The 26,146-nt window shown below is 72.1% G+C and carries 23 protein-coding genes; 19 read left to right on the forward strand and 4 right to left on the reverse strand.

Going from position 1 to position 26,146, the window contains the following annotated elements; translation table 11 throughout:
* Positions 1 to 700: 700 nt before the first annotated feature.
* The 15 genes from ACWGJ2_RS21105 (at position 701) to ACWGJ2_RS21175 (ending at position 15,541) form a co-directional block, all read left to right on the forward strand.
* Positions 701 to 2,260 (forward strand): DUF6801 domain-containing protein, encoded by a 1,560-nt coding sequence (locus ACWGJ2_RS21105; RefSeq protein ID WP_453347684.1) that lies wholly within the window; start codon positions 701 to 703, stop codon positions 2,258 to 2,260.
* Between the two features lie 29 nt (positions 2,261 to 2,289).
* Positions 2,290 to 3,345 carry an ABC transporter ATP-binding protein gene (locus tag ACWGJ2_RS21110; protein ID WP_453347685.1) on the forward strand — a complete coding sequence of 352 codons (1,056 nt, stop codon included), beginning with the start codon at positions 2,290 to 2,292 and terminating at the stop codon, positions 3,343 to 3,345.
* The gene (locus ACWGJ2_RS21115; protein ID WP_453347686.1) at positions 3,342 to 4,148 is read left to right on the forward strand and encodes an MlaE family ABC transporter permease; all 807 of its coding nucleotides are present in this window, start codon (positions 3,342 to 3,344) and stop codon (positions 4,146 to 4,148) included. Before ACWGJ2_RS21110 ends, ACWGJ2_RS21115 begins: the two co-directional genes overlap by 4 nt.
* A gap of 3 nt (positions 4,149 to 4,151) precedes the next feature.
* Positions 4,152 to 5,102 (forward strand): MlaE family ABC transporter permease, encoded by a 951-nt coding sequence (locus tag ACWGJ2_RS21120; RefSeq protein ID WP_453347687.1) that lies wholly within the window; start codon positions 4,152 to 4,154, stop codon positions 5,100 to 5,102.
* 17 nt (positions 5,103 to 5,119) lie between these two features.
* Positions 5,120 to 6,502 (forward strand): MCE family protein, encoded by a 1,383-nt coding sequence (locus ACWGJ2_RS21125; RefSeq protein ID WP_453347688.1) that lies wholly within the window; start codon positions 5,120 to 5,122, stop codon positions 6,500 to 6,502.
* Positions 6,499 to 7,530: an MCE family protein gene (locus tag ACWGJ2_RS21130; RefSeq protein WP_453347689.1), complete on the forward strand. Its 1,032-nt coding sequence runs from the start codon at positions 6,499 to 6,501 to the stop codon at positions 7,528 to 7,530. The genes ACWGJ2_RS21125 and ACWGJ2_RS21130 overlap by 4 nt, the downstream gene beginning before the upstream one ends.
* A 125-nt stretch (positions 7,531 to 7,655) precedes the next feature.
* Positions 7,656 to 8,618: an MCE family protein gene (locus tag ACWGJ2_RS21135; RefSeq protein ID WP_453347787.1), complete on the forward strand. Its 963-nt coding sequence runs from the start codon at positions 7,656 to 7,658 to the stop codon at positions 8,616 to 8,618.
* Positions 8,618 to 9,748, forward strand: coding sequence for an MCE family protein (locus ACWGJ2_RS21140; RefSeq protein WP_453347690.1), 1,131 nt, complete (start codon positions 8,618 to 8,620; stop codon positions 9,746 to 9,748). Before ACWGJ2_RS21135 ends, ACWGJ2_RS21140 begins: the two co-directional genes overlap by 1 nt.
* A gap of 62 nt (positions 9,749 to 9,810) precedes the next feature.
* Positions 9,811 to 10,986, forward strand: a complete 1,176-nt coding sequence (locus tag ACWGJ2_RS21145) for an MlaD family protein (RefSeq protein WP_453347788.1) — start codon at positions 9,811 to 9,813, stop codon at positions 10,984 to 10,986.
* Positions 10,986 to 12,242, forward strand: a complete 1,257-nt coding sequence (locus tag ACWGJ2_RS21150) for an MCE family protein (RefSeq protein WP_453347691.1) — start codon at positions 10,986 to 10,988, stop codon at positions 12,240 to 12,242. The genes ACWGJ2_RS21145 and ACWGJ2_RS21150 overlap by 1 nt, the downstream gene beginning before the upstream one ends.
* Before the next feature lie 32 nt (positions 12,243 to 12,274).
* Positions 12,275 to 12,829: a hypothetical protein gene (locus tag ACWGJ2_RS21155; protein WP_453347692.1), complete on the forward strand. Its 555-nt coding sequence runs from the start codon at positions 12,275 to 12,277 to the stop codon at positions 12,827 to 12,829.
* On the forward strand, positions 12,826 to 13,440 hold the full coding sequence (locus tag ACWGJ2_RS21160; RefSeq protein ID WP_453347693.1) for a hypothetical protein: 615 nt from the start codon (positions 12,826 to 12,828) through the stop codon (positions 13,438 to 13,440). Before ACWGJ2_RS21155 ends, ACWGJ2_RS21160 begins: the two co-directional genes overlap by 4 nt.
* 59 nt (positions 13,441 to 13,499) lie before the next feature.
* Entirely contained in the window at positions 13,500 to 14,156 is a 657-nt protein-coding gene (locus ACWGJ2_RS21165; RefSeq protein WP_453347694.1) for a hypothetical protein, read from the forward strand.
* 21 nt (positions 14,157 to 14,177) lie between these two features.
* Entirely contained in the window at positions 14,178 to 14,936 is a 759-nt protein-coding gene (locus tag ACWGJ2_RS21170) for a hypothetical protein (protein WP_453347695.1), read from the forward strand.
* 5 nt (positions 14,937 to 14,941) lie between these two features.
* Complete coding sequence (locus tag ACWGJ2_RS21175) at positions 14,942 to 15,541, forward strand: hypothetical protein (protein WP_453347696.1); 600 nt, start codon at positions 14,942 to 14,944, stop codon at positions 15,539 to 15,541.
* Positions 15,542 to 15,673: 132 nt separating this feature from the next.
* On the opposite strand, the gene ACWGJ2_RS21180 is transcribed toward ACWGJ2_RS21175, so the two are convergent.
* Positions 15,674 to 17,137, reverse strand: coding sequence for a DUF6801 domain-containing protein (locus ACWGJ2_RS21180; RefSeq protein WP_453347697.1), 1,464 nt, complete (start codon positions 17,135 to 17,137; stop codon positions 15,674 to 15,676).
* A gap of 591 nt (positions 17,138 to 17,728) precedes the next feature.
* On the opposite strand from ACWGJ2_RS21180, the gene ACWGJ2_RS21185 reads away from it, so the two are divergent.
* The 4 genes from ACWGJ2_RS21185 (at position 17,729) to ACWGJ2_RS21200 (ending at position 22,212) form a co-directional block, all read left to right on the forward strand.
* On the forward strand, positions 17,729 to 18,760 hold the full coding sequence (locus tag ACWGJ2_RS21185) for a DUF6801 domain-containing protein (RefSeq protein ID WP_453347698.1): 1,032 nt from the start codon (positions 17,729 to 17,731) through the stop codon (positions 18,758 to 18,760).
* 120 nt (positions 18,761 to 18,880) lie between these two features.
* Positions 18,881 to 19,642 carry a DUF5819 family protein gene (locus tag ACWGJ2_RS21190; protein ID WP_453347699.1) on the forward strand — a complete coding sequence of 254 codons (762 nt, stop codon included), beginning with the start codon at positions 18,881 to 18,883 and terminating at the stop codon, positions 19,640 to 19,642.
* Positions 19,642 to 20,889 carry an HTTM domain-containing protein gene (locus tag ACWGJ2_RS21195; RefSeq protein ID WP_453347700.1) on the forward strand — a complete coding sequence of 416 codons (1,248 nt, stop codon included), beginning with the start codon at positions 19,642 to 19,644 and terminating at the stop codon, positions 20,887 to 20,889. Before ACWGJ2_RS21190 ends, ACWGJ2_RS21195 begins: the two co-directional genes overlap by 1 nt.
* 3 nt (positions 20,890 to 20,892) lie before the next feature.
* A complete protein-coding gene (locus ACWGJ2_RS21200; protein ID WP_453347701.1) occupies positions 20,893 to 22,212 on the forward strand; it encodes a lipase family protein in 1,320 nt (439 codons plus the stop codon).
* Between the two features lie 32 nt (positions 22,213 to 22,244).
* Here ACWGJ2_RS21200 and ACWGJ2_RS21205 read toward each other — a convergent pair whose 3' ends face one another.
* From ACWGJ2_RS21205 to ACWGJ2_RS21215, 3 genes are all read right to left on the reverse strand, one after another.
* Complete coding sequence (locus tag ACWGJ2_RS21205) at positions 22,245 to 24,293, reverse strand: GTP-binding protein (protein WP_453347702.1); 2,049 nt, start codon at positions 24,291 to 24,293, stop codon at positions 22,245 to 22,247.
* Between the two features lie 243 nt (positions 24,294 to 24,536).
* A complete protein-coding gene (locus ACWGJ2_RS21210; protein ID WP_453347703.1) occupies positions 24,537 to 25,790 on the reverse strand; it encodes a beta-ketoacyl-[acyl-carrier-protein] synthase family protein in 1,254 nt (417 codons plus the stop codon).
* A complete protein-coding gene (locus ACWGJ2_RS21215; protein WP_453347704.1) occupies positions 25,787 to 26,134 on the reverse strand; it encodes a hypothetical protein in 348 nt (115 codons plus the stop codon). The genes ACWGJ2_RS21210 and ACWGJ2_RS21215 overlap by 4 nt, the downstream gene beginning before the upstream one ends.
* Positions 26,135 to 26,146 lie beyond the last annotated feature (12 nt).

The following is a 26,146-nucleotide window of genomic DNA, read 5'->3' on the forward strand; positions in this document are numbered from 1 at the left end:
TGTTTTTTTCAATGTCGGCGGGGGGGGGGGGGGCGGCCCGCGCGCGGGCGCGGCCCGCCGGGGGGGCGCCGCGCCCCGCGGGCGGGGGCCGCCCGGGGCCCCCCCCCCCCCTCTCTCGTCGTCAAGACGACGCACGCTCCACCGGGACGCCGCGCGGGAAATGCTCACCTCCCGATGAAAGGACCGGCGCGGCTGCTGACACGCTGACAAGGAATTCCCCTGCCGGGAGGCCGTAGCGGGAAGTTGGGAAAGGGTCATTGCGCGGCCCGGTTACCCGTACGTAACGTGCAGTTCCGCCAGGCACTCACCGGGCGCTCGCCAGCAACAATACGCGCCGCAATTCCGCGCGTCGGCACCTCGCATTCCTGTCGTGAGCCGCGTGCGGCGGGGCGGCGGAATGCGCGGGGCCAAGGAAAACCGGCCGACTTCCCGAGGAGGAAAAGCGCGTGCGACGGCGTCTCAGCACCCGAGCCAGGGGCACCGGCACCCCGCCCCGGCACGTAGCCCTCATCCTGGGGCACCCGCGGCCCACTCCTCCCCCGGCCGCCGGTTCCCCGGCCCCGGGTCCCGTGGCCCGGCCCCCCATGGGCCACGGGGCCCCGTCCCACAGGGCTCCGTCGCACGGGGAGCGGAACACATGAGGTGGCCGGGGTCCACGGGACCGTCAGAGAGGCCGGGATCGCCGGGGTCGCCGGGGTCCGTGCGACGCGTCGGCGGTGCGGGACGCCGGGACGGTGCGAGGCGCCGGGCGCGCACGCTGCGCACCGCGGTCATCGCCGTCGCCGCGATGGGCGGGCTGCTCGCGGCCCTGCTGCTGCCGGGCTCGGGGTCGGCCGCGCCCGAGCGTGACGAGCAGGAGGCCCGCGTCGGCGCCGACTACCTGTGCCGCCTGCCCGGCGGCGGGCGGCAGCCGGTGACGGCCGAGCTCACCGGCACCTTCCCCCGCACCGGCGCGGTCGGCGTCCCCATCCGCCCCGGACCGCTGCGGGCCGGGGTGACCCTGCCCCCGGAGACGGCCGACGCGCTGTTCCCCTCCGGCACCCGCTCCGTCAGCGGTACGGCGACGCTGACGGCCGAGGTCTCCCAGAACGGCGAGACGGCGAAGGCCCGTTGGACGGGACTCGACGCGCCCGCCACCCGCGTGACCGGGGGCGCGGGCGTCGTCCTCGGTCACTCGGGGAACGTGCCGCCGGTGACCGTGGCCCACCCCGGCGATGTCACCTTCACGGCGGGCGACCTCACGCTCCGGTTGCTGCCCGTGCGCGAGGCGACGGCTGAGGGGGACGCCAGCACTCCCCTCCCCGCGCAGGAGGAACTGAACGTGTCCTGCTCCCCGCGCGACGGTGACGGGTCCCCTCTCGCGACGGTGAGCGCCACGGGCCGGCCGGGCGACGGCCCTGCCCCGCCCGCGTCCGGCGACACCACGGGCACCGACAGCGGGGGTGCCTCCTCCCCCGGCGCGACGGACAGCGGCCGGGGCGGCGCTGAGGACGACGGGAACAAAGGGAACGACGGCATCATGGTCGGCCCCGGCGAGAGCACCCGCGCGGCCTCCACCGTGCGCTGCCCCGAGGAACCCACCGACGCCGAACTGGACCCGGACCGGCTGCCCGAGCCCCCCGCCGGAGCCACCGAGCAGAAGGGGCTGGCCACTCCGGGCTGTGTCGTCGCCGCCGGCTACGCGAGCGTGCACAAGCTCGACGGGTCCATGATGATCAACGATCCGGAGAAGAAGCCGGGTCCGATGCAGCTCCGGATCATCGAGCGGATGGTCACCGCGCCCGGCGGCTACGTCGAGCAGAACTCCGTGGGCGAACTCCACCTGCCCGACGCCGAGTCCACCTTCCTCACCTTCGGTTTCCAGCCGACGACGGCGAAGGTCGAGTTCCAGACCGAGCCGGTCACGGTCACGACGGTCTCCCAGGACGGCCGCAACACGACGACCATCGGCTACTACCAGCGGCTGCGCCTGTACGACGTCACCCTCAACGGCACCCCACTGGACGTCGGACCGCGCTGCCGCAGCGGGCGCGCCGACACCGTGCTGGAGGGCGAGTACGACATCCTCGGCGGCGGTCTGCTGGAGGGCGAGATCACCATTCCGCCGTTCGAAGGGTGCGGCAGCGGCGGCGAGGACCTGGACCCGCTGCTCAACGCGAGCATCGCGGGCACCAAGAACCGGATCCGCATCCAGCAGGGAGCCGTCTGCTACACCTCGCCCGACTGCGCGGCGACGGTACCCGACCTGCCCAAGCTCTGAGAGCCGTCCATCACCCACCGGGAGGTGTCATGGGAATCGAAGTCGCCGTCGAGGGCCTGACCAAGTCCTTCGGCAGGCAGAACATCTGGCAGGACGTGACGCTCACCCTGCCGCCCGGCGAGGTCAGCGTGATGCTGGGGCCCTCGGGCACGGGGAAGACCGTCTTCCTGAAGTCCCTCATCGGCCTGCTGCGGCCGGAGCGCGGCCGGGTCCTCATCGACGGTGTCGACATGGCGGGCAGTTCCGAGCGCGAGGTGTACGAGACGCGGAAGCTGTTCGGGCTGATGTTCCAGGACGGCGCGCTGTTCGGCTCGATGAACCTCTACGACAACATCGCCTTCCCGCTGCGCGAGCACACCCGCAAGAAGGAGTCGGAGATCCGCCGCATCGTGATGGAGCGGATCGAGATGGTGGGGCTCCTCGGCTCCGAGGAGAAGCTGCCGGGGGAGATATCCGGCGGCATGCGCAAGCGGGCCGGGCTCGCCCGCGCGCTCGTCCTCGATCCGCAGATCATCCTGTGCGACGAGCCGGATTCGGGCCTCGACCCGGTGCGCACCTCGTTCATCTCGCAGTTGCTGATCGACCTGAACGCGCAGATCGACGCGACGATGCTCATCGTCACCCACAACCTCGACATCGCCCGCACCGTGCCCGACAACATGGGGATGCTCTTCCGGCGCGAGCTGGTCACCTTCGGGCCCCGCGAGGTGCTGCTCACCAGCGACGAGCCCGCCGTCGAGCAGTTCCTGAGCGGTCGCAGGGAGGGTCCCATCGGCATGGCGGAGGAGAAGGACCAGGCCACCGCCGACCGGGAACGGCTCTCCGGCGCGCTCGACCGCGACGACGGACCGCGCACCGTGGAACCCCAGTTGGAGCCGAGTCCCGGCATGCCGGTGCGCCGCGCGGTCTCGCGGCGCGAGGAGCGTGTCCTGAGCATGCTCGACACGCTGCCCGCCGCAGCGCGGCGGGCCGTCGAGGCCACCCTCGGCGCCCGTGGCCCCAGGAGCGCCCGAGGCGGGCGCGGCGGTCGGACGACCCTCGCGGGCAGCGGCCCCTTCGAAGCGCGCACGGAGGTGCGGCCGTGAGCGCGCCCACGGGTGCGCCCGGGCGGCGCGCGCCGCTGCCGGGGCTCGGCGCGCTGCGGGAGACGGGGAGGCTGTTCGCGCTCGCCGTCACCGTCGTCAGGATGACGTTCCGGCGGCCCTTCCAAGTGCGCGAGTTCGTCGAGCAGTTCTGGTTCATCGCGAGCGTCACGATCCTGCCCGCGATGCTGGTGACGATCCCCTTCGGTGCCGTCATCGCGCTCCAAGTGGGCTCGCTCATCGAGCAGTTCGGCGCGCAGTCCTTCACCGGGGGCGCCAGCGTGCTGGTCATCATCCAGCAGGCGAGCCCGCTGATCGTGTCGCTGCTGATCTCCGGGATCGCCGGTTCGGCCATCTGCGCCGACCTCGGCTCGCGCACGATCCGCGAGGAGCTGGACGCCATGGAGGTCATGGGTGTCTCCCCCGTCCAGCGCCTCGTGGTGCCGAGGGTGCTGGCGGTGATGCTGGTGGGGGTGCTGCTCAACGGTCTCGTCTCGGTCATCGGCACCATGGGCGGCTACTTCTTCAACGTCGTGATGCAGAACGGCACCCCGGGCGCCTACCTCTCCAGCTTCTCCGCGCTGGCGCAGCTGCCGGACCTGTGGATCGGGGAGTTCAAGGCGCTGGTCTTCGGGTTCATCGCCGGGGTCGTCGCCGCGTACCGCGGCCTCAACCCGAAGGGCGGCCCGAAGGGGGTGGGCGACGCGGTCAACCAGTCCGTCGTCTTCACCTTCCTGCTCCTCTTCTTCGTCAACATGATCTTCACCGCGATCTATCTCCAGACCGTGCCGCCGAAGGGGCTGTGACCCATGACCCTGCTCGGCCCGAGCGGCACCGAAGCACAGCGTCCCGGCGGACGGGCACACCGTCGCACCGGCGACACCGGAGACGGCGCGGACGGCGGCCACCGGCCGGGAGAGCGGGGCCCGCGCGGCTCCGCCGTCACCCGCGCCGTCCGCCGTCCCCTGACCTGGCTGGACCGCCCCGGCGACGAACTCCTCTTCTATCTGCGCGCCCTGCTGTGGGTGCCGCGCGCGCTGCGCCGCTACCCCAAGGAGGTGCAGCGGCTGCTGGCCGAGGTGTCCTTCGGCAGCGGCGGGCTGAGCGTCATCGGCGGCACCGTCGGCGTGATGATCGGCATCACCGTCTTCACCGGCACCGTCGTCGGACTCCAGGGCTACGCGGCGCTCAACCAGATCGGCACCGACGCCTTCACCGGGTTCATCTCCGCGTATTTCAACACCCGCGAGATCGCCCCGCTCGTCGCCGGACTCTCCCTGTCCACCACCGTCGGCGCCGGGTTCACCGCGCAACTGGGCGCGATGCGCGTCAACGAGGAGGTGGACGCGCTGGAGAGCATGGGTGTGCGCAGCATGCCGTACCTCGTGAGCACCCGGGTCGTCGCGGGGGTGGCGGCCATCGTCCCGCTGTACGGGATCGGGCTGCTCGGCTCGTACGTGGCCTCGCGCGCGGTCACCGTCCTCTTCAACGACCAGTCCACCGGCACCTACGACCACTACTTCCAGCTCTTCCTCTCCCCCACGGACGTGGTGCTCTCCTTCCTGAAGGTGCTGCTCTTCAGCGTGCTGGTGATCCTCGCGCACTGCTACTACGGCTACCGCGCCTCGGGCGGCCCCGCGGGGGTCGGCGTCGCCGTCGGCCGGTCCGTGCGCACCGCGATCGTGCTGATCTCCGTCACGGACTTCTTCCTCAGCCTGGCGCTGTGGGGCGCCACCACGACCGTGAAGGTGGCCGGATGAGAGCCCTCGGACATCACGTGAGACCACCCAGGTACCGCCGCACCGACCGCTCCCGCACGCGCACGCGCCGCCTCGCCGGGGTCGCCTATCTGCTGGTGCCCGCGCTGCTGGTGTGGCTCTCCCTCGCCGTCTACGACAAGGACTTCACCGAGACGGCCACCGTGACGGTCGAGACGGACGACGTCGGCAACGAGATGCATCCGCACGCCGATGTGAAGCTGCGGGGTGTCGTCGTCGGGGAGGTGCGCTCCATCGACACCGACGGCGACGGCGCCCGCCTCACCCTCGCCATGCAGCCGGACAAGATGGCACGGATACCGGCGAACGTCGAAGCGCGGATGCTGCCCACCACGCTCTTCGGGATGCGCTACGTGGCACTCGTACCGCCGGAACGGCCCTCGGAACACACCCTCGCCTCCGGCGGTGTCGTCCCGCAGGACCGCAGCCGCAACGCCGTCGAGCTGGAGCAGGCGTTCGACCACCTCCAGCCGCTGCTGACCGCCGTACAGCCCGAGAAGCTGTCCGCGACACTCACCGCGGTGGCGACGGCACTCGACGGGCGCGGCAAGAAGCTCGGGGACACCATGGTCACGCTCGACGCGTATCTGAAGAAGCTCAACCCCGAACTGCCCGCCCTGAACCGGGACATCAAGGAGCTGGCGAAGGCGAGCGAGCTGTACGCGGACGCCGCGCCCGAGCTGACGGACGCGCTGCGCGACGCCACCGTCACCAGTGCCACCCTCGCCGAGCAGCGCGCCACCCTCGGCTCCCTCTACGCTTCCGTCACCAGCGCCTCGCGCGATACGACCACCTTCCTGCGGCAGGAGCGGGCCAACCTCATCCGGCTCACAGCGGCGAGCCGCTCCACGCTGGAGACCCTGGCCGAGCACTCCGCTTCCTTCCCCTGCACCCTGCGCACCCTGGAGCGCTTCGTGCCCGCGATGGACCGCGCGCTCGGCAAGGGCACCGACGAGCCGGGGCTGCACGTGGATGTGCGGAACGTGCCGTCGCGCGGCGCCTACGAGCCGGGCCGGGACACCCCCGTCTACGGGACCGGGGACGGGGGCTCGGGGTCCGGCTGCTATCCGGTGCCGTACGCGGGGCGCGGTGGCACGAGTGGTGGCGGAGGCAATGGGGGTGGCGGGGGTGGCGGGTCAGCGCGTACGGCCTTGGCGGGTGTGCTCTCCACCGTCCAGGACGGCCTGGGGGTGCCCAACTCGCCGCAGGAGAACGCCCTGGTGAACGAGGTGCTGGCCGCGGCCGGTGGCGAGGGTGACACCGGGTCCACCAGAGACACCGGCGACACCGGGACCGAGCGGGTGGGGGCCGGGGCGCTGCCCGACTGGTCCAGCCTGCTGGCCGGGCCCGTGCTGCGCGGCACGGAGGTGAGGCTCAAGTGAACCGCGGCAGCCTCACCGGGCCCCTGGTCAAGTCGGCCCTGTTCATCCTGGTCACGGTACTGGCCACCGCCGTGCTGGCCGTCAGCATCGCCAACGAGGGTGTGGGCGAGACCGAGCGCTACAGCGCCCGCTTCACCGACACCACCGGGCTCATCGAGGGCGACAGTGTGCGTGTCGCGGGGGTGAAGGTGGGCGAGGTCGAGTCCATCGAGGTGGTGGACAAGCGCTTCGCGCGGGTGGAGTTCTCCCTGCGCAAGGGCCGCACCCTGCCCGCGTCCACGACGGCCACCGTCAAGTACCTCAACATGGTGGGCCAGCGCTACATCTCGCTCCAGCGCGGGGCCGGCCCCGTGGGCGAGGTGCTGCGCCCCGGCGACACCATCCCGCTGCGGAACACCACCCCGGCGCTGGACCTCACCCAGCTCTTCAACGGGTTCCAGCCGCTGTTCCAGGGGCTGTCGCCGCACGAGACCAACAAACTCGCCGGGGAGATCGTTCAGGTGCTCCAGGGCGAGGGCGGCACCGTCGAGAGCCTGGTCGCCTCGATCGGCTCGCTGACCACCACGCTCGCCAAGAAGGACAAGGCCATCGGCGCGATCATCGACAACCTCAACACCGTGCTGGACACGGTCAACACCCGCGAGAAGAAGTTCACCACCCTCATCGGCACCCTGCGAAAGCTCGTCAGCGGCTTCTCCCGCGACCGCGAGGCCGTCGGCGAGTCGGTCGGCGCCATGTCAGAGCTGACGACGACCACGGCGGACCTCTTCCACGACGGGCGCCGCCCGCTCAAGGAGAGCGTCGAAGGACTCGGGCAGGTCTCCGGCACCCTGGCCGCGAGCACACCCGAGGTGGAGCGCTTCCTGGAGAAGACACCCACGAAGATGGACGCGCTCACCCGGATGAGTTCCTACGGTTCGTGGCTGAACCTCTACCTCTGTGAGGCACGTGTCTCCGGGGTGTCCACCTCCGACGGCAGCGGCCCGCCCACGGGACTGCCCGTCACGGAAGGGCGGTGCGAGCGGTGAGGGGGCTCCGGAGGAAGCCGCGGGAGAAGACCTTGAGCAGAGGGAAGTCGCGGCTGCGGCGGCCCTGGTTCAAGCCCGTGCGGGAGCGCAACCCGCTCGCCGTCGCGCTGGCCGGGCTGCTCCTGATGTCCCTGGCAGGGCTCGGCGCCTACCGTGCCGACTCGCTGCCCCTCGTGGGCGTGGGCACCACCTACACGGCCGAGTTCACCGAGTCGGCCGGGCTGAACGAGGGCGACGAGGTGCGTGTCGCCGGGGTCAAGGTCGGCGCGGTGGACTCGGTGGCCCTCGACGGTGCCAGGGTGCGGGTGGCCTTCACGGTGGAGGACGCGTGGGTCGGGGACCGCAGCACCGTGAGCATCGCGCTCAAGACGCTGCTGGGCGCCAAGTACCTCGCCGTCGACCCGCACGGCGCCGCAGCGCAGGACCCGGACCGCACGATCCCTGCCGGGCGCACCACCTCGCCGTTCGACGTCGTGGACGCCTTCGAAGGCCTCGGTGAGACGGCGGGCGAGCTGGACTCGGCCAAGCTGGCGGAGAGCTTCGAGGCCATCTCGGACACCTTCGAGAACACACCGGGCGATGTGCGCAAGGCGGCGAAGGGCCTCACCGACCTCTCCCGCACCGTCTCCAGCAGGGACGCCGAGCTGAGCGAGCTGCTCAAGGGCACCCACCGGATCGGCAGGACCCTCAACAGCCAGAGCGGCAACTTCGAGGCTCTGCTGGAGGACGGCAACCTGCTGCTCGCCGAGGTGCGCAAGCGGCGCGGCGCCATCCACCGGCTCCTGACCGGCGCCCGCGACCTCGGCACCGAACTCAAGGGTGTCGTCGCCGACAACGAGGCCCAGTTGCGTCCGGCGCTGCGGGCCCTGAACCGGGTCACCGGCGTCCTCGCCGAGAACCGCGACCAGCTCGACAAGACCCTCGCGGCGGCCGGCCCGTACTACCGCCTCATGGGCAACACCCTCGGCAACGGCCGCTGGATGGACGCCTACGTGTGCGGGCTCGTGCCCGACAACTACCTGCCCGAGGACACACCGCCCGACGAGGGGTGCATGCCGCCGAAGGCCGGTTCCGGAGGAGGACGCTGATGGCGAAGCGGACATCGACGACGGCCTCCGGGCAGCGGGCACACCCGCCACGGCCGCGACGGCCGCGGCGCGTGCGGCGGCTGCGGCTGGCCGCGCTCGGCGTGGCACTCGCGCTGCTCGGGGTGACGGCGGCGGGCGCCGCCGGGCTGCCCGTCGCCGAGGACGTCGGCGCCGGGCTGGGCCTCGGCGGCGACGGCAAGCGGATCACCGCGTACTTCGACCGGGCCGTCAGCGTGCACGAGGGCTCCGACGTGCGGGTGCTGGGCGTCAGGACGGGGAGCGTGGAGTCCGTACGGCCGCGCGGCAGACGTGTCGAGGTCACCCTGCACCTCGACGAGGGTGTGAAGGTCCCGGCGAACGCGCGGGCGGTTGTCGTCGCGCCGAGCGTCGTCTCGGGGCGCTATGTGCAGCTCGCGCCCGCCTGGACCAAGGGCGCCCAGATCCAGGACGGCGCGGTCCTCCCCGCCGAGCGCAACGCCACCCCGCTGGAAGTGGACGAGCTGGTGGACAGCCTCACCGGTCTCAGCGAAGCGCTCGGGCCCGGGGGCGCCAACAAGGACGGGGCGCTCTCGGACCTGATCGGCACCGGAGCCCGCAACCTGGACGGGAACGGCAAGGCGCTCGGCGACACCGTCGAACAGCTCGGCTCCGCCTCCAAGGCCCTCGCGGGCAGCAAGGGCGACCTGACGGGGACGATCGAGGAGCTTCAGAAGTTCACCGCGCTGCTGAAGAAGAACGACGGCAAGGTCAGGAAGTCGGAGCGGCAGCTCTCCCAGGTCGCCACCTTCCTCGCCGACGACAAGGAGAACCTGGCCGCCGCGCTGAAGCAGTTGGGCGGGGCGCTCGGCAAGGTCAAGGACTTCATCAGGGACAACAGGGGCGAGCTGAAGACCGGCGTCGGGCGCCTGGCGAAGGTCACCGACGCGCTCGTCGAGCAGCGCGCCTCCCTGGCCGAGGCCCTGGACACCGCGCCCCTGGCAGCGGACAACACGACCCGCGCCTACAACCCGCGCACCGGCACCATCGACGGGCGCGCCGACATCAACGAGCTGAGCATGCTGCCCCTGCCCGCCTCGGGGACCCCGCACAGCGCACGCGGCGGCAAGGCCGGTAAGGGGGCGGAGCGGTGAGACGTGTCATCACGGCCGTTACCGGGCTGGCCTCGGCGCTCTGTGTGCTGACCGGTCTCACCATGGTCGCCGGGGGCTCCCTCTCCCCCACCTTCGACGGTGTCGAGGACGTGCCGCTGCCCGGAGGGGCCCGACTGGGCGACCGGCCCTACGAGATCACCGCCGAGTTCCGGGACGTGCTCAGCCTCTTCCCGCAGTCAGCGGTCAAGGTCAACGACGTGTCCGTGGGCGAGGTGACCGGCATCGAGCTGGCCGACAACGGCTGGCAGGCCGAGGTCACGATGCGCGTCAACGGTGACGTCCGCCTCCCCGCGAACGTCTACGCCAACCTGGAACAGTCCAGTCTGCTCGGCGAGAAGTATGTGCAGCTCGTCGCGCCGGGCGGCACGGGGACGGCGGGTGACGCGGGCGGGCACGAGGGCGTCGGCACCGCGGACACCGCAGACACCGGGGACACCGGGGACGCCGGGGACGCCGGGGACGCCGGGGAGAAGGCCGCCTCGGCCACCGCGTCCGAGGCGCCCCGGGGGCGGCTGCGCGACGGTTCCGTCATCCCCCGCTCCCGCACCAACCGCTACCCCGAGGTCGAGGAGGTCTTCGGCGCCCTGTCCATGCTGCTCAACGGCGGCGGGGTGGCCCAGCTCCGCGACATCACCCGCGAGCTGAACACCGCGCTCTCCGGCAACGAGACCGAGGTCCGCTCCATGCTGCGCCGCGTCAACAAGCTCACCACCAGCCTCGACGACAACAAGGAGAGCATCACCGACGCCATCGACGGCGTGGACAAGCTCTCCTCCCGCCTCGCCGCACGCGATCGGAAGATCGGCGCCGTGCTGGACGACCTCGAACCGGGTCTCGACGTGCTCAAGGACCAGCGCGCCTCCCTCGTGACGATGCTGCGCTCGCTGGACGCCCTCTCCGAGGTCGCCGTCGGCACCGTCGAGCGGACCAAGGAGGACCTCGTCGCCGATCTGAAGGCGCTCGCGCCCACCCTTCGCAAGCTCGGCGAGGCGGGCAGCGCGCTGCCCAACTCCCTTGAGGTACTGGCCACTTACCCGTTCACCGACGAGGTACTGAGCGGGGTCAAGGGCGACTACCTCAACGTCTACCTCCGCACCACCGCGCGGCCTGGCACCGAGGTCATCCCGCCGCTGAGCGACGGTGCCACCAACAGCCGCAGTGATAGCGGCGGCGACAGCGCGCTGCCGCTGCCCCCTGCCGACGGGGGGAACGGCTGATGCTCACCCTCGGCGTCCACGTCAAGAACCTCGTCTTCCTCGTCCTCGGCGTCCTCGTGCTCGGCTATCTCGGGGTAACCTACGCCGATCTCGGACGCTACGTCGGCGTCCGCGACTACTACCGCGTGCGCGTCGAACTGGGCCGCACCGGGGGCCTGTTCACCAACGCCAACGTCACCTACCGGGGCGTGGACGTCGGGCGCGTCGGTCCGCTGGAACTCACGTCGCACGGTGTCGAGGCCGAGCTGCACATCGACAACTCGGCGCCGCCCGTGCCCGCCGATCTGACGGCGCGGGTCGCCAGCCTCTCGGCCGTCGGAGAGCAGTACATCGACCTGCTGCCCAGGACCGACGAGGGGCCCTACCTCGAAGACGGCTCGGTCGTCCCCCGGCAGGCCACGACGACGCCCGAACCGGTCACGGAGATGCTGACCAGCGTCGACGACCTGGCCTCCTCCGTACCGCTGGACTCCCTGCGCACGACCGTCGACGAGCTGGGGCTCGCCTTCAACGGGCAGGGCGAGAACCTCCAGAAGCTGCTGGACACCAGCAGCGAGTTCATCGAGGCGGCCGACGAGGCCGCACCCGAGACGACGGAGCTGCTGGTGGACGCGGAGACGGTGCTGCGCACACAGAACGAGGAGGGCGAGGCGCTGCGGTCCTTCGCGAGCGGGACGAGGGAACTGGCTCGGCAGCTCGCCGACTCGGACGCCGACGTGGAGCGCGTCATCTCCGACGCGCCGGGCGCGGCCGACCAGGTGCGCGGGGTGCTGAACGACCTGGACCCCGACGTCAGTGTGCTGCTGGCGAACCTGACCACCACGTCGGAGCTGCTGCACACCCGGCAGCGCGGCATGGACGAGCTGCTGGTGCGGGTGCCGGAGGTCGCGGCGGCCGGGGCGAGCGTGGTCTCCGAGGGCAAGCTGCGGATGGGCCTCGCCGCCACCTTCTTCGAGCCGCTGCCCTGCACTTCGGGGTACGGCGGCACCACCTACCGCAACGGCCTGGACACCTCGCCCGCTCCGCCCGCCAACACAGGGGCGCGGTGCGCCTCGTCGCCGGGCAGCGGCAAGAACGTGCGCGGCTCGGCCAACGCGCCGGGCGGCGGCGCCCTGCCCGCGCCCGCCGTGCCGGGGTCGCCACGGGCACGCGGCGGTGCCCCGGACGACGGGCGCGGCGCCGTGGGGTCACCGGGGCTGCCGGGCGGCGAACGGTCGGGCATGAGCGGGCTGCTGGGGCTGGGAGGCGGACGGTGAGAGGGAGAGTGCGAGGGCGAGGGAGTGCACGCGTGAGCGGGACGGAGAAGGCACCACGGGACCGGGAGCGAGTGCGGGGGCGAGGCCGGTCCGCCGTCCTCCTCGGCGGCGTGGGTGCCGTGGCGGCACTGGCGCTGACGGGGTGGTCCGGCTGGTCGTACGCACGCGCTGCGGCCGAGGAGGACCTGGCCTACGGGAAGGCCCGCGACACCGTGCTGGAGCAGGGCAGCGCACACGTCGCCCGGCTCAACAGCATCGACGGCACCCAGGTGCGCGAGGGCCTGCGCGAGTGGCGCGCCGCTGCCACGGGCCCGCTCCTGGACGAGCTGAAACGCACCGGCGAGCGGAGCGGCAAGGTGCTCCAGCAGGACGGCACCTCCACCCGCGCCACGGTCACCGAGGCGGCGGTCACCGCGCTGGACACCCGCGCGGGGACGGCGACGCTGATCGCCGCGCTGCGGGTCGAGGCCACCCCGCGAGAGGGCGAAGCGACGACCGACCGTAAGCGCTTCGAGGCCGGTCTCGCCCGCACGTCGGACGGCTGGAAGATCGACGCGCTCACCGCGCTTCCCGTGGGTGCGCCGTGACGCGGCTCGGGGCCCGGGAGCGGGCGGTGGTGGTGGAGGAGGAGATCGCGGCGCCCGGTTCCGTGGACGACACGGCGGACGGCCGTTCCGGGCGCGGGCCCGGCCGGTGGGCGCGAGGACGGGGGAGGACCGTCGTCGTCGCGCTGTGTGCCGTCGCGCTGCTGACGAGCGGCGTACTGCTCGTCCGCACCGCGCAGTTGGCGGGCGACCCGGCCGTCGAGAACCGGGCGCTCACCGACACCGACGCGACGGCCCGGGTCGGCGAAGAGGTCGCCACGGCGCTCACCCGCGCCTTCTCGTACACGCCCAAGAACACCCGCGCGACGGCCGACGCGGCGCGCGAGGTGTTCGACGGCAGGGCCGAGAAGCAGTACGAGGCGCTGTTCGCCAAGGTCGAGCGGAAGGTGGCCGAGCAGAAGCTGACGCTCACCACCACCGTCGTACGCACCGGAGTCGTCCGGCTCACGGAGCGCGAAGCACGCCTCCTCGTCTTCCTCGACCAGGTCACCGAGCGCGAGGGCGACAAGCCGGGCAAGGCCGCGGCACAGCTCGCGGTCACCGCCGAACCGCGCGGTGAGCACTGGAGGATCACCGACCTGAAGTCCCGCTGACCACCGGGCGGCCCAGCCGAGGCCCGACAAGTTCCGTGAGGTGAAGGAGACACATCGCGATGGCACAGCTCCCGCGCGCGGCGTTCCGCGCGCTCCCCCGCACCGCCTCGCGGGCCGCGGCGCCGCTCAGGAGGAACCCGCTGCTGACGGCGGCGTCCGCGCTGGCCGCGAGCGCCGCCGCGCTCGCACTGTGGTCCGGCACGTCCTGGTACGCGGCGGCGCACGACGGTACGGCGGACTTCGCGCACGAGCGCGACCTCGTACGCGCCGCCGGCGAGCAGGGGGCGCAGAACCTCAACACGCTGGACCACCGCGACCTGCGGCGCGGGCTGGACACCTGGGAGGAGTCCACGACGGGCGCGCTGCGCGAGCAGTTGCGCGAGGGCAGGTCCGCGTTCGAGAAGCAGGTGCGCGAGGCGAAGACCGTGACGACGGCGACGGTGCTGTCCGGCGCGGTCACCGAGCTGGACGAACGCGCGGGCAAGGCGGGCGTGATGGTCGCCCTCCGCGTCACGGTGAACGCCCCCAAGGCGGAGCCCGTCGACAAGGAGAACCGCCTGCTGGCCGAGCTGACGCGCACGGCGCACGGCTGGAAGCTCAGCGGCCTGGGCCAGGCGCCCTTCGGCGACAGCGCGGCCCAGGACGACGGGAGCGACGACGGCGGCAGCGGGGACGGCGACGAGGACGGCGATGGCAGCCCCGCCGACGGCGAGTGACGAGCGAGAGGAGCGGTCCGCATGTCCACCACGCGCCATCTCATCAACCGCAGAAGGCGGCTGGAGAGCCTTACGAGCGCCGCATCGCCCGTACGGGAGCAGCCGCCCCGCGACACCGACGTCGCACGACGGCCGAAACCCGGCCCGAGGCCGCGGCCCAGGACCGTCCCACAGGCCCCCCAGGTCCCGCAGCGGCCCGATCCCGCCCGCGAGGCGCGGGACGCCACGGGGCGACGGCGCCGGAGCGTCCCGCTGCCCGCCGTGCTGGGCGTGGTCACCGTGCTGCTGGGCGGCTTCGGCGTATGGGCGGGCGACGAGGCGCGCGCACTGCGCGAGGACGCCTCCGTACGCAACACCGCGCTCACCGACACCGCACGCACCAGCAAGCTCAAGGGCGAGATCAGCAGGTCCGTCGGCGCGCTCTTCTCCTACGACCACACCGACGCCGCCCGTACGGAGAAGGCCGCGCGGACGCTGCTGACGGGCAAGGCGGTCGAACAGCACCGGAAGATGCTCGCCGGGGTCAGGGAGAAGGGCCCCGGGCAGAAGTCCGTGCTGACAACGACGGTCACCGACAGCGGCGTCGAGCTGCTCGAAGGCGACCGGGCCCGCGTCCTCGTCTACGCCGACCAGCGGCACACCCGCACGTCGGGCAAGGGCGGCAAGGACGAAGCCGCCGGACCGACGTACGCACCGGCCATGTTCGCCGTCGACACGGTGTTCAGGGACGGCGTCTGGAAGATCACCCGTATCGACACGTTCGGCCGAGGAAGGTCATGAGGGGCATGAGCACGATGAGAGTCATGAAGGGCACGCGGGACATCAAGGCGGTGAAGGCGCTGGCGCTGGTCACCCTGGCGGGCACGGGCCTCGCCCTGGCCGGCTGCGGTTCGGGCGAGAAGGACGGCCCCGAGGTCGCCTGGGCCGGACGGGTCTGTTCGCACGTCGGCGACGGTGCGCAGAACCTCAAGCTCCCGGCGAGCCAGGGCAAGAAGCCCGAAGAGGTGAAGGAGGGGGCGCTCCAGTTCCTCGACGCGCTGTCCGGCGAGCTGTTACGGCTGGGCAAAGGCATCAAGAAGGAGGGCAAGCCGCCGGTCAGCGGGGGCGAGGCCACCTACCACCGCGTCCTGAAGACCCTCGGCAACACGCGCGGCGCGGTCACGGACGCGTCGGAGACACTGCGCCGGGCGAAGGTCGAGGACACCGCCTCCCTCCAGAAGGCGCTCGCCAAGGCCGGGAAGGCGATGGCGGACTTCAACGCCTACGAGGGCCCCGCCAAGGACTTCAAGTCCAACCCGGAGCTGAGCCCCGCCTTCGAGAAGGCCGGCTCCTGCAAGAAGATCGAGGGCGTCGGCGCGGACGCGGCGGCGGCCCGGGACCACTGAGCCGTCGCGCACCGAGGCACACGATGGCCCCCACCGCCGCTCGGGCGGTGGGGGCCATCGTGCGGAGTACCGCGCGCTGTTCCTCGGGGGCGGCGTACGGACGGCGTCCGTACGGTGCTGCCAGGGGTGCGGCTACTTGGCGGCGGCCTCGGGGGCCAGGGCCAGGCTGATGGTGTTGCCCGGTCCCGCGGTGAAGAGGCTCACGATGCCGTTCAGGACACCGCAGTCCTTCAGCTCGGGCAGCTCGTACTCGCCCTTGAGCGTGCCGCCCTTGAACGGGTCGAACCGGCCCTCGGACGCGAGGTTCACTTCGGTCGGCGAGCTGGTCTTGCACTCCTCACCGCCACCGATCGGGAACCCGAACACGGCCACCTCGGGAAGCGCGACGTACATCTTCGAGCTGGACTTGAGGTTGCCGTCGTTCGACAGCGTGCCGGTGGTGCGGCCCTCCTGAGCGAACTCGACCTTCGCGGTGGTCGGGAGGAACCCGAGCACCTTGAACTTGCCCGAGGTCGGGTTCAGGTTCAGGTCCGCCTCGAACTTGCCGGAGGCGAGGTCGAACTCCGTGTCGATGTCGCCGTTGAGCGCGACATCGCCGTTGGCGGCCTTGATCGTGGACTTGCCGCTCAGGCCGAAGCCCAGCTCGATGGGGCCGCCGGTGGAGCCGGAGCTGCCGGTGGAACCCGTCGTCCCTGTGGTTCCGGAGGTTCCCGTCGTGCCGGTGGTACCGGTGGTCCCGGAGTCACCGCCGGTGGTGCCGGTCGTGCCGGAGTCACCGCCCGTGGTTCCGGAATCCCCTCCAGACGTGCCGGAATCGCCGCCAGTGTCACCACCCGTCGTACCGGTGGTGCCGGTCGTGCCGGTGGTACCGCCCGTGTCACCACCGGTGTCGCCGCCCGTGTCACCACCGGTGGTTCCGGTCGTTCCGGTCGTGCCCGTGGTGCCGGTCGTTCCGGTCGTGCCCGTGGTTCCCGTCGTGCCGCCGCCGTCGGTGATCTCCACCTCGGCCAGCTTGTTGTCCTGTCCCGCGTCCTGCGTGCAGGCGGACTCGAAGGTGCCGAGCCCGGTCTCGTTGCCCGCGGCGTCGCGCGGGGTGAGGGTCAGCAGGATGTCGCCGACGGTGATGGTGGCGGTGCCCGCCTTGGTGAAGGTCAGCGAGGGCGTCTTGCCGTTGGCCTTGATGTCGAAGCCGCCCTCGGCCGGGATCTCGGTCTTCTCCAGGGTGTTGGGCACGGTGACCGGGAGCGTCGCCTCCGGCGCCGCCACGGTGGCCTTCGCCGCCGCGCTGCCCTCGAGGGTCTTGGCACCGACCAGGTTCAGGCCCTGCGTGGTCGTGGCGTTGACCGTCGACACGGTGTTGATGTCGAAGGCCGGAACCGGCTGGCCCACGGGGACGGTCGTCGGGATGTCCGCGCTGATCTGCACCTTCAACGGCTGGCTGCCGATGAGGGGGAAGGGACAGGTGTAGTTGAGGTCCAGCGTGACGGGGTCGGCCGAGGCCGAGCCCATCGTGCCGAGGCCGATCATGCCGCCTGCCGCGACGGCCGTCGCGACCAGTGCGGCCCGCACCTTCCCCGATATTGCTCTGGCTTTCATTGATGCACCTCTCGTGTTGCCGAAAAACTGACACGAGCTACGCGCTCGGTGGAATGCATCACCCCCGCCGTGCGAAGTGCTTACGCTCCCGAAACGCTTGGACTACGCTTCTCCCGTACGAAACAGGCAGGTTCCGAAGAGAAGATGAAAGCGTTTCGGTGCCGTAAACTACTGGCCGGTACCCTCACGGTCAAGGGAAGTAATTCCCATGCCAGTCGAGTCCTTCCAAGCCCGTATTCCGCGCCGATTTTTTGTGACGCCTCGCGCATCGTGAGCGGCGTTTTCATCACCGGACGCGCAGCCCGGAGGGGCACCCCGCATCCCGCGATCACACTGCGGAAACGATGAAGATCGCGCGAGAAACACTCACCTTGTGATGAGAAAAAGCGACCCCTTCTCCACTCCCCCGCAGAACCCCGGGATATCCGCAGTTCACACCTTGACCCCCGTATTACGCGTGAGTAGTTTGCGGCTCCCAAGCGCGACGTGCATCACATTGGCATTGTGGTCGTCGCCTCGATTTCACCAGTGACGAGTTTCTCCAGTGACGAGAGGGAACGCATGCGGGCCAGAAGGAAATCAGGGAAGGTCATGGCCGCTGTGGCCGTCACCAGTTTCGCCGCGGGGGGTGCGCTGATCGTCGCGGGACCCGACACCGCCTCGGCCGAGCCGGTCTCCCTGAAGCTCGACTACACCTGTCCGATGCCCCTGATCGGTGAGCAGAAGTTCACCATGGAGATCAGCGCGGACATCCCGTCGTCAGTGGCGGTCGGCGAGCCGACGGAGGAGTTCGACATCACCACCGTGACCACGGTGCCGCCCACCGCCACCCAGGGCCTCAACCTGGTCGGCGCCAAGACCCTGGAGGGCAAGGCCGAGGCCAAGGCCCATGTGCAGGCGCCGGGTGTGGATCTGCCCGTCACCGTCCCGAACACCGTGGAGAAGGCCGACGTTCCGGCCGAGGGCTCCTTCACGGTGAACGCGAAGGGCAAGGCACCGTCGCTGACGTTCGACAAGGACGGCACGGCCACCATCACCGTCGGCGACATCCTGCTGACCCTGACGCCGAAGGACAAGGACGGCAAGGAGACGAGCCTGGGCACCTTCGACTCCGCCTGCAAGCAGAACGAGGGGCAGGACAACGTCCTGGCGAAGGTGACCATCGGCAAGGGCGGCGGTGACGACGGCGGCGCCACGAGCGCGGGCACCACCGGGGGCGACACCGGAGGCGACACGGGCACCACCGGCACGACGGGTGGTGACACCGGCGGAGACACGGGTGGTGACACCGGCGGAGACACCGGCTCCTCCGGCGGCGACACGGGTGGCGACACCGCGGGCGACACCGGCGGCACCACCGGATCGGCGGGCGGGGACACCGGCAGCACCGGAAGCACGGGAAGCACCGGCGGTGACGCCGGCGGGTCCTCCACCGGCTCCACCGGCTCCACCGGCTCCGCGGGCGGCAGCTCGTCGGACAGCGGCGACGGGCTCGCCCTGACCGGTGCGACGGGCACCGGCTGGATGCTGGTGATCGCGGGACTGGCCATCGGTACGGGCCTCTTCCTGTTCCGCCTGCTCCCGCGCATCCCCGCACGCGGCGCGAGCACGGGAGCCAACTGACGCTCCCGGCACGTGCCGTTGGGGCCCGCGCGGCGAAACCCGGCCGCCGCACGGGCCCCGTTCCACTTTCCCGCCGTCGACGGGACATCGAGTGAGCCGTCAACGGACCGTCGACGGGCCATGCCGGGACCATGCGCGACCGATCAGGACGGGGTGGGGCGGATGGAGTCCGGTGCGTCGAGGGGCCACGGCGGCCCGCCGTTACCCGCCGTCGCGCTGTCCCGCTCCTCGTGGGTGCTGGTGGCCTCGGCTGCGGTGGTGCTGGCGTGCGCCGCGGCACTGCATCTGCTCATGGCCTTCCTGCATCTGGCGCCGCCGAACACCGCGTCCCGGCAGTACGGGCGGGAGATCGCCGCGTACGTGGAGCCGGAGTTCGAGCAGAACTGGAAGCTCTTCGCACCCGACCCGCTCCAGGCCAACATCCACGTCCACGCACGGCTCGAACTGCTCACTCCTGACGGCGGCACGCGGCGCACCGGCTGGACCGATCTGACGGCCGGGGACCGCGAGGCCATCAGGGGCAACCCGGCGCCGAGCCATACGCGGCAGAACGAACTGCGCCGCGCCTGGGACTTCTTCCACGGTTCCCACGACGCCCGCAACCGCTCGACGGGCACGCGCGGCGCGCTCTCCGAGATGTATCTCAAGCGGATCGTGCTGGCACGGCTCGACGACCGCCATCCCCTCGGCACCGTCCACCGTGTGCAGATCAAGGCCGTGACCACACCCGTCGCACCACCGTCGTGGAGCGCCGGGACCCGTGGGGCGGTCGAGCGGGGTCAGAGGGTGCTGCCCTGGTGGCCCGCGGCACCCGGCGATGTGACGGCGGACGGTTCGACGGAGGCCGCGCGGCCCACGAAGTCCACGGAGGCGAGGCACTGATGCCCACGAGCACCCACCGCCCCTCTGCCGCCCTGGCGCGCGCGGCCGGCACGGCGTTCGGCCCGTACCAGACGGCCGTCGTCCGTATCGGCTTCGCGTTCACCTGGCTGGCGTTCCTGCTGCGCGAGTGGCCGCACCGGCAGGAGCTGTACGGCCCCGACGGGCCGTGGAGCTGGGGTCTCGCGCGTCGGCTCATCGACGACAACCACGCCTTCACGGCCCTGATGTGGTCCGACGGTCAGCCGTGGTTCGAGGCCGTGTACGCGCTGGCCGTCGCCGCCTCCGCGCTGCTGCTCGTGGGGTGGCACACGCGGGCCATGTCGGTGCTGTTCATGCTCGGTGTGCTGTCGCTCCAGAACCGCAGTGTCTTCATGGGCGACGGCGGGGACAACATCGTCCATCTGATCGCGATGTATCTGGTCCTCACCCGCTGCGGACGGGTCTGGTCCCTGGACGCGCGTCGCGCACACCGCACACACCGCGCACGTCTCGCACCCCGTGGAGCGGGCCGCGTCACGGGGCCCGTGCTGTGGGCGGTGTGCGGCCTCGGCCTGGCCGGGGGCACGCTGACCGGCGAACTCGGGCCCGTATGGCTGGCGTTCCTGTGGGGGCTGTGGCTCACCCACGCGGTGTGGTGGGCGGTGGCCGGTCGCGCGCACGGTTCGCCCGCGCACGCCGTACTGGACGCGCTGGCCAACCTCACACACAACGCGGCGCTGCTGGTGATCATGGGCCAGGTCTGCCTCGTCTACGCCACCGCGGGCTGGTACAAGATCCAGGGTGGGCGCTGGCAGGACGGGACCGCGCTGCACTACCCGCTGCACCTGGACTACTTCTCCCCCTGGCCCGCGCTCTCCGGGCTCCTCGGCGGCAGCGGCATGATGGTGCTCCTGCTGACGTACGGGACGGTCGCGGTCCAGGTCGCCTTCCCCTTCACCCTCTTCAACCGGCGCGTCAAGAACGTGCTGCTCGCCGCGATGATGGCCGAGCACGCCGCCATCGCCGTCGTCCTCGGGCTGCCGTTCTTCTCGCTCGCGATGATCGCGGCGGACGCGGTGTTCCTGCCCTCGTCGCTGCTGCGCCGGTTCGACGGGCGTGCGGCGCGGCGGACCCGTCGGCGCGCCGAGGCAGCGGCACCCGGTCCCGTGCTCGCGGACACACCCGCGGACACCACCCCGCAGGCCCCGGACACCCCGTCACGCGCTGCCACCCCCGCTCCCCCTTCCCAGTCCCTCACCGGAGGTTGACCCGTGCGGTACCGGCACTCTCCTACCTCGCCCGCTCGCGCACACCCCCTCGCGGGCGGCAGCGGCAGCAGCACCGGCAGCCGCGGTGGCGTCACGCTCCCGCTGCTGGTGCTCCTCAGCACGCTGGCGGTCCTCGCGGCGCTCCTCGTGTGGACGCCCACCGCCTCCGCCTCGCACGCCCAGGACCCGGCACAGTCGCAGACAGCGGCCGGGTCCGCCGCCGACGACGCCTTCTACACCCCGCCAGACCCCCTCCCCCAGGGCGAGCCAGGCGACGTCATCAGGTCGCGCCCGGCCAAGGCAGGCCCGCCGGGCGCGGTCGCGCTGGCGGACGCGTGGCAGGTGATGTACCTGTCCACCGACGCACAGGGCGCGCCCACCGCCGTCACCGGCACCGTCCTGGTCCCCAAGGCCGCGGATCCGGCGCAAGCTCCCGTCGTCGGCTTCGCGCCCGGCACCCACGGTCCCGCGTTCCGCTGCGCACCCTCCCGCATGATCGACGGAGGTGCCTTCTACGAGCAGCCGGCGCTCAACGACCTGCTCAGGAGCGGCTACGCGGTCGCCGTCACCGACTACGAGGGCTACCGGCCCGAGCCGCGGACGACGTACGTCGTCGGCAGGTCCATGGGCCCGGCCCTCGTCGACGCGGTCCGCGCGGCGCAGCGGCTTCCCGAGGCACGGCTGTCCGCGGACGCCAAGGTGCTGTTCCGCGGCTACTCGCAGGGCGGCGGCGCCGCGATGTGGGCGGCGCAGACGCAGCCCGCGTACGCGCCGGAACTGGACCTGGTCGGCGTCGCCGCCGGAGGGGTGCCCGCCGATCTGACGCAGGTCGCGCTGCCGCTGGACGGCAAGAGCGGCTTCGGTGTCCTCGCCTATGCGCTGATCGGCCTCGACCACGCCTACCCCGAGCTGAAGCTCGACTCCTACTTCAACGAGGCGGGCCGCGCGGCCTTCGCCGCGATGGAGGAGTCGGCGTGCACGGTGGAGCTGCTGGTGGACTACGCGGGCAAGCAGACCAGTGACTATCTGGAGCGCTCCCCGTTCCTGGACCCGCCGTGGCTCCAGCGGGTCGCGGAGAACAAGCTCGGCGAGTCGTCACAGGGCATCCATGTGCCCGTCTTCCAGTACCACGCGGCGCAGGACGAACTCGTCGCGTACTCCCAGGCGGACCGCCTCCACCAGCGCCTGTGCGAGCGGGGTGTGCCGCTCACCTGGAAGCCGTACGAGATGGGGCACCTCTCGCTGGTGTACCGGGGCAACGCGGACGTGCTCGCCTTCCTGAAGGACCGGGTCGCGGGCAAGCCCGCCGCGCCCACCTGCTGAACCGGGGCGGGGCGAGGCGGGCACCTCGTGGCTCAGACCCGGCGCATCACGTGCAGCAGATACTCCTTGCGGTCGAGGGGGTTGTGGTCCGTGCGGGGCCTGGACGGGATCTCGCCCCGCACGGGCCTGTAGTGGTCGAAGGCAGCCTCCAGGACGCCCTCTCCGCTGGTCAGCGTCGGCAGCCGCCGCTCCAGCGCGTGCACCCGCGCGGCGGGGATGTCGCCCTCCAGCACGCACGTGGTCCCGCTCGTGTGCGAGGTGCGGGGCACCGCTTCCAGCCGGGTCAGCACGGGGAGCACGGCGCCGAACGCGTCGGCCGGGATGTCCAGGCGGAAGCGGTGCACCGGCTCGTGGACCCGCGTGCCCGCCTCCGTCAGCGCGCTCATCAGGACCAGCGGGGTGAGGTTCCTGAAGTCGCCCGCCGTGCTGGACATGCTCTTGTCGAAGACCGCGTGCGCGTGGCTCTGCCGTGCCGCGTAGCCGGAGTGCGTCATGGTGACGACGCAGTCGGTGACCCGCCACCCGTGCAGCCCCTGGGACAGCGTCCGCGCCACGGTCTCCTCGACGGCCTTGAGGAACGCGTACGGCATGGAGCCCGGTTCGACGTCCAGCCGGAAGTCCACCCCGCTGCCGACAGGGGCCGGGTCGACGCGGAGGCCGACGGTGGCGAGGAACGGGTTGGGGTCCTTCTTGAGGAATTCGACGGCCGCGCCCGTGCCCACCGGCCGCTCCAGGCAGATCGTCGTCGTCTCGCGGAAGCCGGCCTCGATCCCGTATTCCTCGGCCAGCGTCGCCTGGATGACCTCCTTCTGCACCTCTCCGTAGAGCGATACGGAGATCTCCTGGCGGATGTCGTCCTGCCGCAGGTTGATCAGCGGGTCCTGCTCGGCCAGTTGGGTGAGTGCCGTGTGCAGGGCGCCCCTGTCCGCTGCGCGACGGGGCACCGTGACGGTCTCCAGCGTGGGCGGCGCGAAGTGGTGTCCGTCGGCGAAGCGGTCTCCGTTCACGGGCCCGGCGGCCCCGGGCCCGTCCTCCGCCACCGTGCGCGGCGGGCCGATCGCGTCGCCGACCCGCACCTCCGCGAGGCCCCACACCTTGCCGATCCGTCCTGCGGGCAGTGCGGCGGCACGCGTTTCCGTCCCCCGGTCGAAGACGCTGAGCGCCGTCACCTTGCCCTCGCAGCCGCCGTGGCCGAAGCGCACGCGGTCCCGTGTGCGCAGGGTGCCGGAGAACAGGCGGACGTAGGCGGCCTTCTCCCCCGAGGGGCCGCGCTCGACCTTGAACACGGTTCCGGAGACGGGCGCTCCGGTGTCCGCGGCCCGTGCGGGCAGCAGTCGCGTGATGCCCCCGGCCAGCCCGCCGCCGTCGCCGCCGACGCCGGCGCCCGTGATCGCCGAGCCGAAGAAGACCGGGTGCGCCAGCGCTCGCGCGCTCTGTCCGGCGAGCCGGTCGCGGAGCACGCCGTAGGAGAGCGACGTCTCGTCCTCGACGTAGGCGGCGAGCAGCGCGTCGTCGTGCTCGGCGAGCAGTTCGGCCGCCGCTGAGCGGAACGCGGCGTCGCGTGGGCCGTAGGGCAGCCACGCGGCGCCGGGGGTGCCCAGCCCGTGCACCGTGCCCATGGCGAGGACACCGGGGGTGAGCTTCGTCGCGAGGTCGCGCAGGAGCGGCCCGTACCGCGCGCCGCGCCGGTCGGTCTTGTTCACGAAGACCAGGGTGGGGATGCGCAGCCGCCGGAGGGCCCGCATCAGCACGCGGGTCTGCGACTGCACGCCCTCGACGGCCGAGACGACGAGCACGGCGCCGTCGAGCACGTGCAGCACGCGCTCCACCTCGGCGATGAAGTCCGGGTGGCCCGGGGTGTCGATGAGGTTGACGGTCACATCGCCGAGGGCGAAGGAGGCCACGGCGGACTTGATGGTGATGCCGCGCCGCCGCTCCAGCGCGAGGGAGTCGGTCAGCGTGCTTCCGGCGTCCACGCTGCCGATCTCGTCGATGACTCCGGCGGTGTGGAGAAGCCGCTCGGTCAGGCTCGTCTTACCGGCGTCGACATGCGCCAGGATTCCCAAGTTCAGCGTACGCACTGCCTGCCATGTCCTTCGAACGAGTGACGTTTCGATTCCTGGTGGACATGAAGGGTGTGCGCATTCTTCGCTCCTCCTGGCGGGATGGGTGGGACGGCCGGTGCGCGAGGCAGTTCAGCGGAAGCGGCGGGGCGGCGGCAACCGGTTTTCGGCGCCGCCGCCCCTTCCTCTCCCCCCGGCACGGACGTTTCCCCCGGCACGGAGGTTTCGCACGGGCCCGCTCGCTGAGAGCCCGCGAACCGCTCAGGGCCCCTCGAAGGCGAGGACCGCGTTCTGGCCGCCGAAGCCGAAGGAGTTGGACAGCGCGGTGGGCGCCCATGTGCCGCGCTCCTTGCCCGTGACCACGTCCAGGTCGATGCCCTCGTCCAGCGTGTCCAGGTTGGCGGTCGGCGGGATGGTGCCGTAGTGGACGCTGAGCACCGTCGTCGCCGCCTCGATGGCCCCGGCCGCGCCCAGCGAGTGGCCGATCACGCTCTTGGTGGCGGTGACCGGCGGCGGTGTGCCGAACAGCCGGTGCAGGGCGTGTGCCTCGGCACGGTCGTTGAGGCGCGTCGAGGTGGCGTGCGCGTTGATGTGCCCCACGTCCTGCGGCTCCCAGCCGGAGTCGGCCAGCGCCGCGCGGGTGGCCCCCACGATGCCCTCGCCGTCCGGGCGGGGCGCGACGACGTGGTAGGCGTCGCAGGAAGCGCCGAACCCGGTGAGGCGGGCGTAGACCCGCGCCGAGCGGGCGCGGGCGTGCTCGGCGCGTTCCAGCACGAGGATGCCCGCGCCCTCCCCCAGCACGAAGCCGTCCCGTTCCGCGTCGAAGGGGCGCGAGGCGCGCTCCGGTTCGTCGCCGCGCTGGGACAGGGCCCGCATCTGCGCGAAGCAGGCCGCCGTCATGGCCGCGCGCGCCGACTCGCTGCCGCCCGCGATCACGACGTCGCAGGCGCCGCTCTCGATCAGGCTGCGGGCCGTGCCCAGGGCCATGGCGCCGGAGGAGCACGCCGTGCTGATGGCCATGCTGGGCCCGGCGGCCCCCAGGTCCGTACTCACCTCGCTCGCCGCGAAGTTGGGGACGCTGCGGGGCAGGGCGAGCGGGGAGACCCGGTCAGGGCGTTCCTCGTTGAGGCGCCCGAACTCCTCGGGGTACGTGGCGAGGCTGTTGCTCCCGACGCCGAGCAGCACTGCCACACGGTCCGGGTCCCAGTCCGCCTCCCGCCCCTCGGACTCCGCCTGCCACGGCTCGCCCAGCCCGGCGTCGGCGACCGCCTCGCGCGCGGCGATCAGGGCCATCGCGCTGAAGCGGTCGACGCGCCTGCTCAGCCGTCGGCCGAGCCGCGCGTCGATGTCCACGTCGGGCAGCCGGCAGGAGAACTCGACGGGCAGCCCGGCGAGTTCGGGGTCGGCGGTGGCGGTGGAGCGCCCGGCCCGCACCCCCTCCCAGGTTTCCCCGACGCCGATGCCGGCGGGCGTCAGCAGGCCGAGGCCGGTCACGGCGACGTCATGGCCGCTCACCGGTCGTCGCCTCCCTTCGGGGCGCGGCGGCCGGGCGGCACAGGCCGCGCGGCGCGGGGAACCCTGCCCGCGCCTCCGGCGGCCCTGACCGCTGATCCGTGGCGGCGGGCTGCCCGCACGCGGGCGGAACGGCTGCGCCGGAGTCCGTCGTGCAGCCGCGTGGTGAAGGCGTGGACGAGTTCGGCGGACGTCGGCCCGTAGAGCCCGCACCGCCCCGCCTCGGGCTCTGCCTCCTCCTCCGGGCCCGTATACGCCGGGGGCTGGACGGGGGCGGGGACGGGAGCGGCGGAGGGCGACGAGTCGGCGGATGTGGGAGTGCGGGGTGTGGGGGTGCGGGAGGTCATGGCGTGCTCCTT

This window comes from Streptomyces sp. NPDC054796 (assembly GCF_053611545.1).

Bases quoted from the DNA above. Each gene is read 5' to 3' on its own strand.
- ACWGJ2_RS21135 (WP_453347787.1), top strand. From the start codon at position 7,656: ATGTCCCTGGCAGGGCTCGGCGCCTACCGTGCCGACTCGCTGCCCCTC.
- ACWGJ2_RS21120 (WP_453347687.1), top strand. From the start codon at position 4,152: ATGACCCTGCTCGGCCCGAGCGGCACCGAAGCACAGCGTCCCGGCGGA.
- ACWGJ2_RS21140 (WP_453347690.1), top strand. From the start codon at position 8,618: ATGGCGAAGCGGACATCGACGACGGCCTCCGGGCAGCGGGCACACCCG.
- ACWGJ2_RS21195 (WP_453347700.1), top strand. From the start codon at position 19,642: ATGCCCACGAGCACCCACCGCCCCTCTGCCGCCCTGGCGCGCGCGGCC.
- ACWGJ2_RS21150 (WP_453347691.1), top strand. From the start codon at position 10,986: ATGCTCACCCTCGGCGTCCACGTCAAGAACCTCGTCTTCCTCGTCCTC.
- ACWGJ2_RS21190 (WP_453347699.1), top strand. From the start codon at position 18,881: ATGCCGGGACCATGCGCGACCGATCAGGACGGGGTGGGGCGGATGGAG.
- ACWGJ2_RS21145 (WP_453347788.1), top strand. From the start codon at position 9,811: ATGGTCGCCGGGGGCTCCCTCTCCCCCACCTTCGACGGTGTCGAGGAC.
- ACWGJ2_RS21165 (WP_453347694.1), top strand. From the start codon at position 13,500: ATGGCACAGCTCCCGCGCGCGGCGTTCCGCGCGCTCCCCCGCACCGCC.
- ACWGJ2_RS21175 (WP_453347696.1), top strand. From the start codon at position 14,942: ATGAGCACGATGAGAGTCATGAAGGGCACGCGGGACATCAAGGCGGTG.
- ACWGJ2_RS21180 (WP_453347697.1), bottom strand. From the start codon at position 17,137: ATGAAAGCCAGAGCAATATCGGGGAAGGTGCGGGCCGCACTGGTCGCG.
- ACWGJ2_RS21215 (WP_453347704.1), bottom strand. From the start codon at position 26,134: ATGACCTCCCGCACCCCCACACCCCGCACTCCCACATCCGCCGACTCG.
- ACWGJ2_RS21185 (WP_453347698.1), top strand. From the start codon at position 17,729: ATGGCCGCTGTGGCCGTCACCAGTTTCGCCGCGGGGGGTGCGCTGATC.
- ACWGJ2_RS21170 (WP_453347695.1), top strand. From the start codon at position 14,178: ATGTCCACCACGCGCCATCTCATCAACCGCAGAAGGCGGCTGGAGAGC.
- ACWGJ2_RS21110 (WP_453347685.1), top strand. From the start codon at position 2,290: ATGGGAATCGAAGTCGCCGTCGAGGGCCTGACCAAGTCCTTCGGCAGG.